The organism is Rhizobium grahamii, from assembly GCF_009498215.1.
Lineage (GTDB): Bacteria > Pseudomonadota > Alphaproteobacteria > Rhizobiales > Rhizobiaceae > Rhizobium > Rhizobium grahamii_A.
The window spans coordinates 1,356,986-1,372,935 of record NZ_CP043498.1; the positions used below are offsets into that span (position 1 = coordinate 1,356,986).

Annotated in this window: 10 protein-coding genes, 2 pseudogenes and 1 riboswitch; of the genes and pseudogenes, 8 read left to right on the forward strand and 4 right to left on the reverse strand. The window is 59.4% G+C overall.

The genetic code is table 11. The annotated features are described in order from the left end of the window. Positions 1–98: 98 nt before the first annotated feature. Both FZ934_RS06775 and FZ934_RS06780 read left to right on the forward strand, forming a co-directional pair. Positions 99–2,411 carry an NADP-dependent malic enzyme gene (locus FZ934_RS06775; protein ID WP_153270443.1) on the forward strand — a complete coding sequence of 771 codons (2,313 nt, stop codon included), beginning with the start codon at positions 99–101 and terminating at the stop codon, positions 2,409–2,411. A 121-nt stretch (positions 2,412–2,532) separates the two neighbouring features. Then, positions 2,533–3,615: a DUF2865 domain-containing protein gene (locus tag FZ934_RS06780; RefSeq protein ID WP_153272379.1), complete on the forward strand. Its 1,083-nt coding sequence runs from the start codon at positions 2,533–2,535 to the stop codon at positions 3,613–3,615. Here FZ934_RS06780 and bluB read toward each other — a convergent pair. After that, positions 3,572–4,315, reverse strand: a complete 744-nt coding sequence (gene bluB / locus FZ934_RS06785; RefSeq protein WP_153270444.1) for a 5,6-dimethylbenzimidazole synthase — start codon at positions 4,313–4,315, stop codon at positions 3,572–3,574. The two genes, FZ934_RS06780 and bluB, sit on opposite strands and share 44 nt — an antisense overlap. Before the next feature lie 41 nt (positions 4,316–4,356). Further along, positions 4,357–4,537, reverse strand: a riboswitch (cobalamin riboswitch). A gap of 25 nt (positions 4,538–4,562) precedes the next feature. Continuing rightward, positions 4,563–5,395, reverse strand: a pseudogene (locus tag FZ934_RS06790) (TolB family protein). Positions 5,396–5,674: 279 nt separating this feature from the next. Between FZ934_RS06790 and FZ934_RS06795 the strand changes: the two are divergent. The 5 genes from FZ934_RS06795 to FZ934_RS06815 all read left to right on the forward strand — a co-directional run bounded on the left by FZ934_RS06795 (position 5,675) and on the right by FZ934_RS06815 (position 11,493). Further along, positions 5,675–7,531 carry an LTA synthase family protein gene (locus tag FZ934_RS06795; RefSeq protein WP_432443613.1) on the forward strand — a complete coding sequence of 619 codons (1,857 nt, stop codon included), beginning with the start codon at positions 5,675–5,677 and terminating at the stop codon, positions 7,529–7,531. 77 nt (positions 7,532–7,608) lie between these two features. Further along, a complete protein-coding gene (locus FZ934_RS06800) occupies positions 7,609–8,133 on the forward strand; it encodes a DUF1003 domain-containing protein (protein WP_153270446.1) in 525 nt (174 codons plus the stop codon). A 122-nt stretch (positions 8,134–8,255) separates the two neighbouring features. Next, entirely contained in the window at positions 8,256–9,167 is a 912-nt protein-coding gene (locus tag FZ934_RS06805; protein ID WP_246737849.1) for a hypothetical protein, read from the forward strand. Between the two features lie 170 nt (positions 9,168–9,337). After that, positions 9,338–9,760: a TadE/TadG family type IV pilus assembly protein gene (locus FZ934_RS06810; RefSeq protein WP_153270447.1), complete on the forward strand. Its 423-nt coding sequence runs from the start codon at positions 9,338–9,340 to the stop codon at positions 9,758–9,760. After that, positions 9,757–11,493, forward strand: a complete 1,737-nt coding sequence (locus tag FZ934_RS06815) for a pilus assembly protein TadG-related protein (protein WP_153270448.1) — start codon at positions 9,757–9,759, stop codon at positions 11,491–11,493. The genes FZ934_RS06810 and FZ934_RS06815 overlap by 4 nt, the downstream gene beginning before the upstream one ends. Positions 11,494–11,544: 51 nt before the next feature. On the opposite strand, the gene FZ934_RS06820 is transcribed toward FZ934_RS06815, so the two are convergent. Next, positions 11,545–12,918 carry a class II 3-deoxy-7-phosphoheptulonate synthase gene (locus FZ934_RS06820; protein ID WP_153270449.1) on the reverse strand — a complete coding sequence of 458 codons (1,374 nt, stop codon included), beginning with the start codon at positions 12,916–12,918 and terminating at the stop codon, positions 11,545–11,547. Positions 12,919–13,204: 286 nt separating this feature from the next. Here FZ934_RS06820 and FZ934_RS06825 point away from each other — a divergent pair. Next, positions 13,205–14,502, forward strand: a pseudogene (locus FZ934_RS06825) (TadE/TadG family type IV pilus assembly protein). A 9-nt stretch (positions 14,503–14,511) separates the two neighbouring features. On the opposite strand, the gene gor reads toward FZ934_RS06825, so the two are convergent. Next, positions 14,512–15,897: a glutathione-disulfide reductase gene (gene gor / locus FZ934_RS06830; RefSeq protein WP_153270450.1), complete on the reverse strand. Its 1,386-nt coding sequence runs from the start codon at positions 15,895–15,897 to the stop codon at positions 14,512–14,514. Between the last annotated feature and the right edge of the window lie 53 nt (positions 15,898–15,950).

A 15,950-nucleotide genomic window follows, 5' to 3' on the forward strand; every position in this document is an offset into this window, starting at 1 on the left:
GCTTTTCGCCATTGCTTCTGAAATTCTGACTGTTACGGCAGTTCGATTGATGTATTGAAGGCACTCCAAAAGACAGCATGCGGCAGCCGGAGGCGATGATGGATCATCACGACAAACCCAAGACGGAAAAGAACGTGGCAGGCGGGAGCCTCGATGAGCAGGCGCTTTTCTTCCACCGCTATCCCCGTCCGGGCAAGCTGGAGATCCAGGCCACCAAGCCACTCGGTAACCAACGCGACCTCGCGCTCGCCTATTCTCCGGGCGTTGCGGCGCCCTGTCTCGCCATCCGCGACAATCCGGAAACGGCTGCCGACTACACCTCGCGCGCCAATCTCGTGGCCGTCATTTCGAACGGCACGGCTGTTCTCGGTCTCGGAAACATCGGCCCGCTCGCCTCGAAGCCGGTCATGGAAGGCAAGGCGGTTCTCTTCAAGAAATTCGCCAATATCGACGTCTTCGATATCGAGGTTGATGCCACAAGCGTCGACCAGATGGTGGCGACCGTGGCATCCCTGGAGCCGACCTTCGGGGGCATCAATCTCGAGGACATCAAGGCGCCTGAGTGCTTTGAGATCGAGCGCCGCCTGCGCGAAAAGATGAAGATCCCGGTCTTCCACGACGACCAGCACGGCACGGCGATCATCGTCGCGGCCGCCATCCTGAACGGCCTCGAACTGGCCGGCAAGAAGATCGATGAGGTCAAGATCGTCGCTTCTGGCGCTGGCGCGGCTGCCCTCGCCTGCCTCAATCTTCTCGTAACACTTGGCGCAAAACGCGAGAACATCTGGGTTCATGACATCGAAGGCCTCGTCTACGAAGGTCGCGTGGAGCTCATGGACGAGTGGAAGAGCGTCTATGCGCAGAAGAGCGACACACGCACGCTGGCGGAAAACATCGGCGGCGCCGATGTGTTTCTCGGCCTCTCAGCCGCAGGTGTGCTGAAGCCCGAACTTCTGGCACAGATGGCGGAGAAGCCGCTCATCATGGCGCTCGCAAACCCGACGCCTGAAATCATGCCCGATCTTGCGCGTGCGGCACGCCCGGACGCCATGATCTGCACCGGCCGTTCGGATTTCCCGAACCAGGTCAACAACGTACTCTGCTTCCCCTTCATCTTCCGTGGCGCGCTCGACTGCGGTGCCGTCACGATCAACGAAGAAATGAAGATGGCGGCGGTTCGCGCCATCGCAGCACTTGCGCGCGAAGAGCCTTCCGATGTCGCCGCCCGCGCCTACTCGGGCGAAACCCCGATCTTCGGGCCGAACTACCTCATTCCGTCGCCGTTCGACCCACGCCTCATCCTGCGTATCGCGCCGGCCGTTGCGAAGGCTGCCGCCGAAAGCGGTGTCGCTCTGCGCCCGATCGCAGATTTCGACGCTTATCTCGACCAGCTGAACCGCTTCGTCTTCCGCTCCGGCTTCGTCATGAAGCCGATTTTTGCCGCTGCGAAGAATGCCGAAAAGAAGCGTGTGATCTTCTCGGAAGGTGAGGACGAGCGCGTACTGCGTGCCGCCCAGGTCTTGCTGGAAGAAGGCATCGCGGAGCCGATCCTCATCGGCCGCCCGCAGGTCATCGAGACGCGCTTGCAGCGCTATGGTCTTCGCATTCGCCCGCTGTCCGATTTCGACGTGATTAACCCCGAAGACGATCCGCGGTTCCGCGAGTATGTCGACCTCTACTTCTCGCTCGTCGGTCGCCGCGGTGTCATTCCTGAAGCGGCTCGCACGATCGTTCGTACGAACACGACCGTTATCGGTGCGCTTGCTCTGAAGCGTGGTGAAGCGGATGCCCTCATCTGCGGTCTCGAAGGACGTTACGAAAAACACCTGCGCGATGTTCGCCAGATCATCGGCAAGCGCGAGAACGTCCGCGACTTCTCCGCACTGAGCCTCCTGATCTCGCAGCGCGGCGCCACGTTCTTCACCGACACCTATGTGACATTCAATCCGACGGCCGAAGAGGTTGCCGAATCGGCGGTTCTCGCCGCCGAAGAGATCAAGCGCTTCGGCATCACGCCACGCGCTGCACTCGTATCGCACTCGAATTTCGGATCGCGTGAATCCGAGAGCGCCACGAAGATGCGCGCGGCACTCAAGCTGGTGCGTGACAGCGCTCCGGAGCTTGAAGTGGACGGCGAAATGCATGGTGAAAGTGCGATCAGCGAGGCTTTGCGCAAGCGCGTCATGCCGGACACGACATTGCACGACGAAGCCAACCTGCTCGTCTTCCCGAACCTCGATGCGGCCAACATCACGCTTGGCGTCGTCAAGTCGATGATCGACGGCCTGCACGTCGGCCCAATCCTTCTCGGAGCGGCCATGCCCGCGCACATTCTGGCGCCGTCGGTTACCTCGCGCGGCGTCGTGAATATGGCGGCGCTCGCGGTCGTCGAGGCTTCCCAGCCGGCGTGAGTTGGCACAAATCGGGAAAATGCGTTAGGGTTCAGGCGGCAGCTTGTTAAGATAAACAGGCTAGGAAGGAGAGGCGGTGATGCCGCCTCTCACGTTTGTCGTTTATCCGCGGGACGATGCCTTGAAACGCCGGAACCTGTCTTTTGCGCTTCTGATTGCTCTTTCCACCCCCGCCTATGCGCAAGTCGCACCAATCTGCGGTGACTTGCGGGCGCGTCTTGCCGATTTGCCCGAGGTGATCGGCAACACGCCCGAAGTTCGCAAATACGCCAGCGCGCTCGCCGAACAGAATCTGGAACTTCGCAAGCTGCGCACGGACCTGCGCCGAAATGGCTGCAGCGCCGGCAGCATGGTTGTGGTCGGTGGGGAGAACGCCGACTATTGCGGCGAACTCGAGCAGGCCGAGGCGCGGATGGTGGACAATATCCGCTATCTGCAGGACCAGCGAGACGGTGCGCGCGCACGAAGCGACGATACGCGCACCCGCAACGAATTGCTATCCGCGCTGGAGGAGAATGGCTGCAACAACGCCGATTTTTCCGATTGGGGCCGCAACGACGATCAGCCGCCTGGGGTCGAGGACCAGGCTGGCCGAAACGACACCTTCATTCCACCCAGTTTCAACCAGATGCAGCGCCCCTACCCATCAGGCACGCAGGGCCAGTCCCACGTGAACACCGTCTGCGTCCGTACCTGTGACGGCGGTTTCTTCCCGATCACTCCAAACGCCACCTCATTCGATTTCGCGCGCGATGCCGAGACATGTTCGAAAATGTGCCCGGGGATCGAAACCGAACTCTTCTATCACGACGTCTCGAACACCGAGACGTCGAACATGATATCCGCGCGAACCGGCGCCTCCTATAGTGCCATGCCGAACGCCTTTGCCTACAAGAACCGCAAGCCCGGCGAGAAGACGTCGTGCACATGTGATCTCAACGGCTATTACGAGCGCATGCGCAAGAGCCAGTCGGCGACCGCAGAGCCTCCGCAGAAAGGATCGATCACGACGATCGAGACCAAGCCGGCTACCAGCACGCCCGCTTCCCCGGCAGCAGCACCACAGCCGCAGGTGCCGGACCGGCCCTACGATCCGCAGAGCAACAAGGTCCGGCAGGTCGGCCCGAAATTCCTGGCGGGCGATCAGGGAACCATCGACCTCAAGAACCCGGCCGTGGAGGGACCTCAGCCGCAGCAGCAATAGACGACGCGAATTCCGGATCCCTCTCGCCCCAGTGATCGGAGAACACCAGCTCCTCCAGCGGCAATCGCTGGCGCCATCCCTTTACGGCAAGTTCGGGCTCGCTATAAAACCGGTCGACGTAACCGATACACAGCCAGGCGACGATCTCGATCCGCTCCGGCACGCCCAGAATATGCTTCAGTTCGTCTTCCCGAAAAATGCTTACCCAGCCGACGCCGATCCCTTCAGCGCGAGCGGCAAGCCAGAGGTTCTGGATCGCGCAGACGGTCGAATAGGAGTCCATGCGGGCGTTATGAGTGCGCCCGAGCACGACGTCGCCGCAGCGGTCCGGGTTGCAGGTAACGCAGAGCCCAAGGGGCGCGGTTCTGATACCCTCCAGCTTGAGCGAACGATAAGTCGCCTGCTGCTCGCCGCTGAACATTTCCGCAGCTTCAAGATTTGCCCGATTGAAGGCTTCCCAGACTGCGGTTTTCACGGCGTCGTCCTTGACGACAACGAAGTTCCACGGTTGCATGAAGCCGACAGACGGCGCGTGATGGGCGGCGTCCAACAGACGGCGTATAACCTCGTCCGGCACGGCATCGGGCAGAAATTCCGACCGGACATCCCGCCTGGTCTTGATCGCCTTGTAGACGCTTTCTTGTTCATCCGGCGCAAAAGCGCCTGCTCTTGCGAGCGGCTCCAACGTGTTTGGTCGCATCGTTAATCCCCAACAATACCACCGCCCGCCGTCCACGCGGGGCAGTCAATGATTGTCGGGCCGGTCTTCTGACTTGGCGTCGTCCGTCTGCCGCGCCTTCCCGGTTGGACCAGTGGTATCATGCGGCAAACGTCAGCCTTACAGCGTTGGGCACGTTCCGGTTTTTCACCGGATTCCCGATTCTCCCGCCTTGTCGCGGGCACCTGACACCGCCTCTATGCCGGGAACGGCCGGTTGGCGCAAGCGGTCAGTCCGGTACCGGGAAGTAACGCACAAAGGCAAACTCGTCACCATCAGGTGACCAGTTCGGAACATTGATGGTGCCCTGCCCTCCAAAAAGCTCGAACAGGGTGGTGAGGTTGCCGCCGTCCATGTCCATCATCCGCAAGCGAACGTTTAGATCGCGGGATGATCGAAGACATCGGGGTCGTAGGAAAGGATCAGCACCTTGTCGTTCGTAGGCGCCGGATGCGCAAACCAGTTGCCGTAATTGTCGTGCGTGACCTGCTCTAGGCCGCTGCCGTTAGGATGAATACGCCAGATCTGCATCAGCCCGGTGCGGCTTGAATTGAAGTAGATCCATCGACCGTCGTGAGAATAGTCCGGCCCGTCGTTGCGGCCTTCGCCGTGCGTCAACCGTCGCTCCTCACCGCCGTTGACCGGAATCGTATAGATATCGAAAAGGTCGTCGCGGATGCCGCAGTAGGCAAGCTCTTTCCCGTCGGGCGACCACCCGTGCCAATAGGAAGGTTGCTTCGGTGTCACCAATTGCGGTGTCCCACCCTCGATAGGCAGGACATAGATCGTCGACTTGCCGAACTGGGTCTTGTCGGAGATGACGATCTGCGATCCGTCGGGAGAAATACCATGGTCGTTGTTGCACGTGACGGCAAAGCCTGTATCGACCTCCTCAACACGGCCGGATCCGTCGAGCAACAGCTGGTAGAGGCGCCCGTTGCCGTTCAGCAGGAGATAGCGTCCGTCGGGCGCGAAATTCGGCGCCTCGACAAGTTCTTCCGTCTGCCAAACGATCCGTGTTTCGCCCGTTCGTACATTGTAAATCTCAACCGAACTCCGCACTTCGTCCTCCTCGCTGCCGGGTGGTGATCATCAACTACGATAGGCGGCAGCCCTGCGCAAGGACGGCAATGCGACGCCCTCCCCCTACGCCATTGGCCTACAACGATAAAAAGCTGCGCAATCTCGGGAAACTTAATCGGTTCATCTAGCGTTCATGACGCGGATGTGACAGTTCCATGAAGTTTTCATGACGTTGGAGTTGAGGCGTTGATCGCGCAAGTAATTAGATCCGGAGCGGCGGTGCGCGTCGTGTCGTTCTATTCCGGGATCGACGCAAGCATCCGCTCGTCCGCAGTGCGCGCTGGGATCGGCATTCTCCTCTCGACGCTGATCGCATTGTTCGCCACGATTGCGGTGGAGATAATTGCTCGCGGCAGCCTCACCGACGTCGGTGATTTCCTGACATCGACGGCACGTCCCGGCATGACGACGGTCGTGATGCTCACCGTCCTGATGCTGTCTCTCGACGCAGCGTTCGGCCGCCGCTTCCAATCCGTTCTGATCATCGTGCCGCTGGTGTTGATTCCGGCCTTCGTTTCCAATCAGAAGCAGCACTATCTCAGCGATCCGCTGTATCCGTCTGACGTGCTGTTCGGTCGCCAGATCGTAGAACTGCTGCCCGTCATGGTTCGGGACCGGCCATTGACAGCGGTGGCGCTCGTCATCGGCATTGTCGTCTTTGCGGCTGGCCTCGTTATGGCCTGGCGTTATTGCTGGCGCCATTTGCCGAGGGTGTCTCACAAGGCGCGCGTGCGCCGCCTCTGCCTCGGCCTGCCGGTCATTTTCGCATTCGGCTCGCTGATGGACTACTCGCAGTACTCGTGGATCCGCGACCGCCTGCAGGTCGTGCCCATGATGTGGGACCAGAAAGAGAACTATCGCAGCAACGGCTTCATCCTGGCCTTCATCTTCAACGTGCCGATGGCCGATGTCGCAGCACCGAGCGGGTTCGGCTCCCAGGCGCTCGACGCCATTCCCGCTCGCAATTATGGCTACCTGCGCGGGCCGAGCGAAAAGCCGGATGTGATCATGCTGATGAGCGAGTCCTTCTGGGACCCGACGCGGCTGAATTCGGTCACGCTTTCCGCCGACCCGATGCCGAACATTCGCGCCGCGCAGTCAGGCTATGTCTTCTCGCCGGAATTCGGAGGCATGACCGCCAATGTCGAATTCGAGGCGCTGACCGGCTTCTCGAATGCTTTCCTGCCCTACGGCAGCATTCCCTATCAGCAGTATATCCGCACCGACGTACCGTCGCTCGCAACGTTCTTCCGCAGCGAGGGATATGTCGCTCGCGCGCTTCACCCCTTCAGCGGCTGGTTCTGGAACCGCAACGAGGTCTACAAGGATTTCGGCTTCGAGGAGTTCAGAAGCGAGGAAACGATGCCTGCTATGGAGAAGCGCGGCATTTTCGCTTCAGACGACTCGTTGATGAAGGAGATCATGCAGGAAGCCGACGGGCTTGATCGTCCCTTCTTCTTTTTCGGGGTTACCCTCCAGGGTCACGGCCCCTACGAGCCGAACCGCTACGCAAACAACAGCATCGACATCCAGGGCAACCTCAACGATGCCGAGCGGGCAACGCTTACGACCTACACCCAAGGCATCAAGGAAGCCGACGACAGCTTCAGGATGCTGACAGAGTGGGCCTCAAAGCGCGATCGCGAGACCATCATCATCCTGTGGGGAGATCACCTTCCTCCGCTGGGCAGCGTCTACATGACGACCGGCTACATGCCGGACCAGGTCGCCACCCGCAAGGCGCCGGTAGAGGTGATGAAGAAGGAACACGAGACGCCGCTGGTCATCTGGTCGAACAGGAAGGGCAGCAAGAGCGATGTGGGCACTGTCAGCCCGTCGATGTTGCCGTATCATCTCCTGAAATTCGCTGGCTACGAGCACCCCTACTATACCGGTTTCCTGGGCCGGATGCAGAAGAAGTATCCGATCGTCGATCGTTATCAGCTTATCGCCCGCGACGGCACGCCGACGCCGGATTGGGTACTGAAGCCAGCAGGACTGGATCCCTTGGTTCGCGACTATCGCTATCTGCAGCATGACATCATGTTCGGAAAGGCGCAGTCACGCGCCCGCTTTTTCCCCGAGACAGCAGGCACTGAAGATTCCGGAACCTAACTTAATGGTCGATTGCAATTTGACGCCATAAAGGAATACTCGCCCCGAAAATCGAAGAGCGTATCGGGAGTCGATCCATGCATAACCTGCCCAATTTTGTTCATATCCACTTCGGCAAGTCCCCCGATGAACTTGGAGACATAGAGAAGCGCGTGCTCGCCAAAGCGCACGAGCGCAAGATCATTTCCACGGACATAAACGCCGCGCTAAAGGCCGAATCCACATCCGGCGAGCGCCTCGCCGACTCGATCGCGCGGGTCGGAGGCTCCTGGAGCTTCATTTTGGCCTTCCTGGCTTTTCTGGTCTTCTGGTGCATCGTTAACACGGTCGTCCTCCTGACGCGTGCCTTCGATCCCTACCCCTTCATTTTCCTTAACCTCGTCCTGTCTATGCTGGCTGCCATCCAGGCGCCGATCATCATGATGTCGCAGAACCGGCAGGCGGAACGTGACCGTTTCGAAGCCGCGAAGGACTATGAGGTCAATCTCAAGGCCGAGCTGGAAGTACTGTCGCTTCATCAGAAGATCGATATGCACGTGCTGACCGAGATCGCGGCTTTGCGGGAGGAAATTGCCAGGTTGCATCAGAAGATCCCGGACTGATCCGGCGGGCGCCGCTTAACTATATTGCTACGATCTCTGCTTGTCGGTGAGTAGAGCATTGAAATTGTACTTCAAATATTCCAGTAGCCAACTTTAGTCGTCGATACATTGTTACAAAGAAAATGGATGAATTTCATACGCTCGCTTCTCGACCCAGGCTCGTCGGCAAGCTGCACGACAGTCAGGAAATACTGCATCACCCCGCCTTCCTCGCTATCGAGCGAAAGATAGCGCTCCACCTGATCGAGATACACAGGAAGACACCACGCCTGGCGCGGCTTGCAGCATCGCACCGCAAGTGGTTGTTGACGCAGACGCTGTTCGCCATGCACGCAGGTCGTGATCGAAGCGATCCCCTCTCGGGGCTGACTGCAAGCAGGCTGATGCAGGCGGCCGTGGAATTCGATGTCGCGAGCAGGAACACCGCTGCGTCGTTTCTAGCCGAGTTGGTCGCCTATCGCTTCCTGCGCGACGTGCCGGATGAAACACCCGACAGGCGCGTCCGTCGTCTTGAAACGACCGACGCGAGCGAGGAAGCCATGTTCTCTTGGTTCCTCGGGCACATGGCTTGCTTGGATCAGCTCGACGGTGGAAACCGGGCGGCTGTCACCCAGGCGAAGCCCGACCTCTTCACATTGGCGCAACCGCACGCTGCCACTGCCCTGATACGTGATGCCGCCTGGAAGCACCCGCGTGAGAGCATCGGCCATTTCCTATGGTCGGATATCGGAGGGCTTGTGCTGCACGATCTCATCAGTCGCTTGCCCGATGATGCCCGGGAGCACGATCGCGTCGTCCTCGATGGGGTAAGCCCGACGGAGATCGCGACCGAGTTCGGAATCTCGCTGACGAATCTGAAGCGGATGTTCAAAAAGGCCGAAGCCGACAAGTTGCTCGGCTGGGAAAAGGTCCGCGGGCGCCTATGGCTGTCCCAAATTTTCATAGAGGATTATTTCTATTGGCAGGCGGCCAAATTTGCCCAACTGGATCAGTCGATCCACTGGGCCGCGAAGCAGCCTGCGCCAAGCACCTGAAAAAATGGGCGAAAACCATACCTGCACCACTTTCCCGCGAAAGCTTACCATCGCGCCCTCTCGATGAGAATGCACGCAGTGGGTTTATTAGGTAAGCAAAACTTAATAAATGATAATGTATCCTTGGGTTGTCGTCGAACGTGCTTCGACCAGCGTAAGGAGTGGTCATCATGAATACCATTCGCCGCCTCCTGTCGAGTACACGAGGCGCTGCCGCCATCGAATTTGCGATCGTGGCGCCGTTATTCCTTCTGGTCGTTTTGACGCTCATCGCCTACGGAATCTATCTAAGTGCCGCCCACGCCTTGCAGCAGCTTACCGCCGACGCGGCGCGCACGGCGGTTGCCGGCATCTCGGAGCAAGAGCGCGTCACGCTCGTCAACAACTACATCGCCGTCTCGACGCTGAACGATCCGCTGATCGACCGGAAGAAGCTGCAGGTTACAGTGGCAACCGATCCACAAAACAGCAACCAGTTCACGGTCACCACGGAATACGACGCGCGCGCACTACCTATCTGGAATCTCTATACATTTCCGCTTCCAAGCACGACAATTCGTCGTTTTGCGACGATCCGCATGGGTGGCATATGACTGTAAGGAATCGGTCTCTTGTCAATTTCCTTGCCGCTAGGGAGGGGAATGTGGCGATCATGGCGGCGCTCTGTGCACCGCTGATCCTCTATACGCTCGCGCTTGGCGTCGACTACGGCATGATGACGCTGCAACAGCGGCGGCTGCAGCAGTTGAGCGATATCGGCGCAATCGTCGCTGCCTCCGACATCGCCAATGCATCCTCCAATCTGGTCGCGAGCTTCCAAAAGAACGGCCTCAACGTTGCCGTGAAAACCACCAATGGCTATCTGACGCCGTCGGGCAGTCTCCCCTCCGACACCGGGAAGCTCTCTCAGTACGACGCTGTGGTTCAGTACACGCCTGGCGTTTATGTCGCCGACCCGACAGTGGCGGCGGCGCAGAGATTTGTCGCCGGCGTCCAACCGTACGATGCCGTAAAGGTTGCAGTGCAGCAGAAGGCCGAACTGACATTCGCTGCGTCGTTTGCAACCCCTCCGACACTTGGCGCCGTCGGAACCGCCTCTGCCTCGAAAATCGCGGCCTTCTCGATCGGTTCACGTCTCGCCAGTCTGAACGGTGGTGTCCTGAATGCGCTGCTTGGCAGCCTGCTCGGTACGACCGTGTCGCTAAAGGTGGCCGACTACGAAGCCCTCGCGTCGGCGGACGTCGATCTCCTGTCCTATCTGGATCTGCTCGCCACGAGCCTCAATCTGCAGGCGGCGACTTACGATGATCTGCTGAATACAGACATCTCCTATCCGCGGCTGTTGAATACGCTCGGCAAAACGCAGAGCCTCTCCTCGACCGTTACCAAGGTGCTCACATCTCTTGAGAAGGGTCTGGGATCGACGCAGCTGAAGGTGAAGCTCAAGGATCTGGTTGATCTCGGTCCCATGAGCGAAAGAGTGATCGGCAGCGGCTCGCATCTTCTCGTCAATGCGACCGTCATGGATATTCTCTCGGCGACCGCGATGGCGGCAAACCAGAAGAACCAGGTGGCGATCAATCTTGCCGGCACGGTGCCCGGGCTGACAAGTATCACCCTGAAACTCTCGATCGGCGAACGGCCCAAGGGCATTGCATTCAATGCCGTCGGCGCCACGGGCGCAGCAGTCCGAACTGCACAAATTCGCCTCGCGATAGAGGCAAGCATCCCGGGCCTTTCCTCGATCGCGGGTCTCAAGGTGCGTGTGCCGCTTTATGTCGAGGCAGCCTATGCCGAAGCAAAGCTGGCGTCCTTCAGCTGCCTGGGCGGCAATCCCAAGAATGCGAGCATTGGCGTCGATGTCGTCCCGGGCGTCGCTGAAATCGCTCTTGGCGATGTAGATCCCTCAGCCATGGCAAACTTCGGCACCAAGCCGCGTGTGACGCCGGCAACAATCATCGACGCGAACCTTCTGCGCGTCACCGGCATGGCCGATATTAATTTGACGAACACCTCGAAAACCCGATTGGGCTTCCAAAGCACTGACATTGCCGCAAAGACGATCAAGAACGTCTCCACCCGAGACAGCCTGACCTCGGCCGTCCAGTCGCTGCTGAAAAACACGGACATAGAAATACAGCTACTGTTCATTACACTTGGGACCAACAAGGCCGTAATGTCGGCGATCGCCGACACGCTGTCGGGCGCGACGGCACCGCTCGATGAACTGCTCTACAACACACTCCTGATGCTCGGCATCAAGATCGGTGAGGCGGACGTGCGGATGACCGACGCCCGTTGCCAGCAATCTGTTCTGGTCCAATAAAAAAGCCCGGCAATCGCCGGGCTTCTTCAATTTTTTCCGCAGTCAGAAAGATCAGGCGTTTGCGGCCAATCTCTTCTCGTCACGGCCGCCCTTCATGCGTTCAGCCAGCAGGAATGCAAGCTCGAGCGCCTGGTCGGCATTGAGGCGTGGATCGCAATGGGTGTGGTAGCGATCCTGCAGGTCTTCGCCGGTCAGGGCGCGCGCACCGCCGGTGCATTCCGTGACGTCCTTGCCGGTCATCTCGATATGAATACCGCCCGGATGCGAGCCTTCCGCACGATGGATCTGGAAGAAGCTTTCGACCTCGGACAGAATCCGCTCGAACGGGCGTGTCTTGTAGTTGTTCAGCGTGATCGTGTTGCCATGCATCGGATCGCAGGACCAAACGACCTTTCGGCCCTCGCGCTCGACCGCACGGATCAGACGCGGAAGATGATCGGCAACCTTGTCATGGCCGAAACGGCAGATCAGGGTCAGGCGACCGGCTTCATTGGTCGGGTTGAGGATATCGATCAGGTTCAAGAGATCGTCGGCCTGCAAGGAAGGGCCGCACTTCAGGCCGATCGGGTTCTTGATGCCACGGCAGTATTCGACATGCGCGTGATCGGCCTGGCGCGTACGGTCGCCGATCCAGATCATGTGACCTGAGGTCGCGTACCAGTCGCCCGAGGTGGAGTCGATGCGCGTCAGGGCTTCTTCGTAACCCAGCAGCAGCGCCTCATGGCTGGTGAAGAAATCGGTTTCGCGCAGGCTCGGATTGTTTTCCGCGCTGATGCCAATCGCCTTCATGAAGTCCATGGTTTCGCTGATACGGCCAGCGAGCTTGCGATAACGCTCGCCCTGCGGGCTGTCCTTGACGAAGCCCAGCATCCATTGATGCACGTTCTCGAGGTTGGCATACCCGCCCATCGCGAACGCGCGCAGAAGATTGAGCGTCGCGGCCGACTGGCGATAGGCCATCGCCTGGCGCTCAGGATTGGGGATACGGGCCTCTTCGGTGAACTCGATGCCATTGACGATGTCGCCGCGATAGCTCGGCAGCGAGACACCATTCTGTGTTTCGATACCGGACGAACGCGGCTTGGCGAACTGACCGGCAATGCGGCCGACCTTGACGACCGGAAGCTGCGCACCGAACGTCAGAACGACGGCCATCTGCAGGAAGGCGCGGAAGAAGTCGCGAATATTGTCAGCGCCGTGCTCGGCGAAGCTTTCGGCGCAATCGCCGCCTTGCAGCAGGAAACCGTTGCCCTCGGCCACATTTGCAAGATGCTTCTTCAGACGGCGAGCCTCACCGGCGAAAACCAGCGGAGGATAAGAGGCGAGCTGAGCTTCAGTTGCCGCCAATGCAGCCTGATCCGGATAGTCCGGCACCTGCTGGATCGGTTTTTGCCGCCAACTGCTCGGGGTCCAATTCTGTGCCATCTTACTCACCTGTTTCAACCATCCGCGCGAGCCGCGGGAAGTTCCTGCCCAAAATGTTGCGCGGCTTATAAACCTTTAGCGCCCCCTTGCCTAGCGGCGTTGCAGCGTTTGCATTGGAGGCGGCTCCCTGGCTCTCCAGCATTCTTAGCCAAGCCCTCAAGATTCGATTAACCAAGACATTTCGTATCTGATTCAATTTTTTAGCCTAGAAGACAGGCATGAGGGCCGGGCATGAAGATCCCGCTTTGAAACACCGATGTGATGGTGAAACCATGGGATTAGCATCTTGCGTGGCTTCTCGCGTTTCTTCCGCGACCGTTCCGGGAACTTCGGCGTCATAACCGCCATCCTCGTCGTGCCGTTGATCGGCGCGGCAGGCACCGCAATCGACTTCTCCCATGCGTTGAGCTTGCGCACTCAGCTCTACTCCGCCGCCGACGCGGCAGCGATCGGCGCGATTTCCGAAAAATCCCCTGCCGCTGCCGCCGCGATGGCGATGACCGCCGATGGTCCGATCTCGGTCGGTCAGGACGATGCGCGCAGCATCTTTTCCGGACAGATGCAGGGGGAAATCACGGCCAACCAGGTGACGCTCGACACCCAGGTCACCCGCGCGGCAAACCGGTTGAACGCCTCGGTCTCGTTCAGCGCCAATGTTCCGACGACGTTCATGCAGCTCTTTGGCCAGAAGAGCATTCCGATTTCCGGCACCGCGACGGCGATGTTCCAGACGGCATCGTTCATGAACTTCTACATCCTGATCGACAACACCCCTCAATGGGTGTCGGCGCAACGCCGGCGGATGTCGCAACAATGGAACGCAAGACATCCGATACCTGCGCTTTCGCCTGCCACATCGTTTCGACGGCAGGGGTCGAGGACAAGAACAGCTACTATAATATCGCGCGACAGAACGGGGTGACGTTGCGCGTCGACGTCGTGCGCCAGGCAACGCAGCAGCTGACAGCAACGGCAAAAACGCAGCGTACGGCCGACAATCAGTTCAAGATGGGCGTCTATACGTTCGGCACAAAGGCGGAAGACGCGACGCTGACGACGATCTCGTCACCGATCTCCAACCTCGACCAGGTTGCAACCTACACCAATGCCGTCACGCTGATGTCGATCCCTTACCAGGGCTACAACAACGACCAGCAGACGAGCTTCGACAGCGCCTTAACCCAGATGAACAAGATCATTGGTACATCGGGCGATGGTGCAAATTCATCTCAGCCCCAGCAGATTTTGTTTTTCGTGTCTGACGGCGTCGGTGACAGCAAGAAGACCAACTGCACCAAAGCCAAGACCGGCGACCGCTGCCAGGAGCCGATCGACACGTCTTTCTGCAAGCCGCTGAAAGACCGGGGCGTCAAGATCGCGGTGCTCTACACGACCTACCTGCCGCTGCCCAAGAACAGCTGGTACAACAGCTGGATCAAGCCCTTCCAGAGCGAAATCCCGACGAAGATGAAGGACTGCGCGACGCCGGGCCTCTACTTCGAAGTGACGCCGACGGAGGGTATCGCCGACGCCATGAAGGCCCTTTTCCTCAAGGTCATCAGGACGCCACGCCTGACGAGCTGAGGACGCAGCTTAAACTTTCTGCCCGTCCCGGACGCGGTAGCTCGGCGCATACATGGTGACGAGTTCTTCCGCCGCCGTCGGATGAACGGCCATCGTACGATCGAAATCGTCCTTGGTGCAGCCGGCCTTCAGCGTGATGCCAAGCAGCTGCGCCATTTCGCCGGCGTCGTGCCCGAGAATATGCGCGCCAACCACCTTGCGGCTGGCGGCATCGACGATCAGCTTCATGATCATCTTCTCGGTGCGGCCTGACAGCGTTGCTTTCAGCGGGCGGAACTGGGCCCGGTAGACTTCCAGTTCTTTGTACCGCTTGCCCGCTTCCTCTTCGCTCAAACCCACGGTTCCGATCTCGGGCTGTGAGAACACAGCGGTTGCGATCGTATCGTGGTCCGGCTTCGTCGGATTGTTCTTGTATTCCGTCTCGATGAAGCACATCGCCTCATGAATTGCGACCGGCGTCAGCTGTACCCGGTCAGTGACGTCACCAAGCGCGTAGATGTTGTCGATGCTCGTTCTCGAGTATTCGTCAACAACGATCGCGCCCCGCTGGTCCGTCTTCACGCCGACAGCCTCCAGCCCGAGACCTTCGGTGTTTGGCACACGTCCGAGCGCCAGGAGCACGACGTCGGCATTGAGCGTGCCGTTCTTCAGGGTCTCGACCAGCAGTCCGTCGTCGCCTTTCGAGACCTTTTCCAAGGTGTCGTGGCACAGGATGCGAATGCCCTTTTCCGTCATCGCTTCGTGAAGCCCGCGGCGCAGGTCCTGATCGAAGCGCGACAGAATTTCTGCACCCCGGTAGACCAGCGTCGTCTCGACCCCGAGCCCATGGAAAATGTTCGCGAACTCGACCGCGATGTAACCGCCGCCTGCGATGACGATCGAACGCGGCAAGTCTTCCAGATGAAATGCTTCGTTGGAGGAAATGCAGAGATCGTGCCCCGGCAGAGCAAGATGCTCGTTCGGGTGGCCACCCGTCGCGATCACGATCGTTTTCGCCGTGACCGTCTCGCCGGTTTTAACCAGCCGCACGGTGTGTGCATCGACGAGTTCGGCACGCGTTTCCAGGATTTCCGCGTTGGCGTTGGCGAGGCCCTTCTTGTAGAGCCCCTCAAGTCTTGCAATCTCCGCGTCCTTGGCGGCGATAAGCTTCTTCCAGTCGAATGAGCTTGCGCCGACCTCCCAGCCGAAACCCGCCGCATCCTCGAAGTGCTCGCGATACTGGGAGGCATAGACGAAGAGCTTCTTCGGCACGCAGCCGCGGATGACGCAGGTGCCGCCGTATCTGTATTCCTCCGCGATCGCGACCTTCTTTCCGAGCGACGCCGCTACGCGGGCGCTGCGCACGCCGCCAGAACCGCCGCCAATGACGAAAAGATCGTAGTCGTAGGATGTCATGAGAAACTCCGGAAGGAATCGCAGAAGGGAATGCGCCTGATATAGTGTCGGCG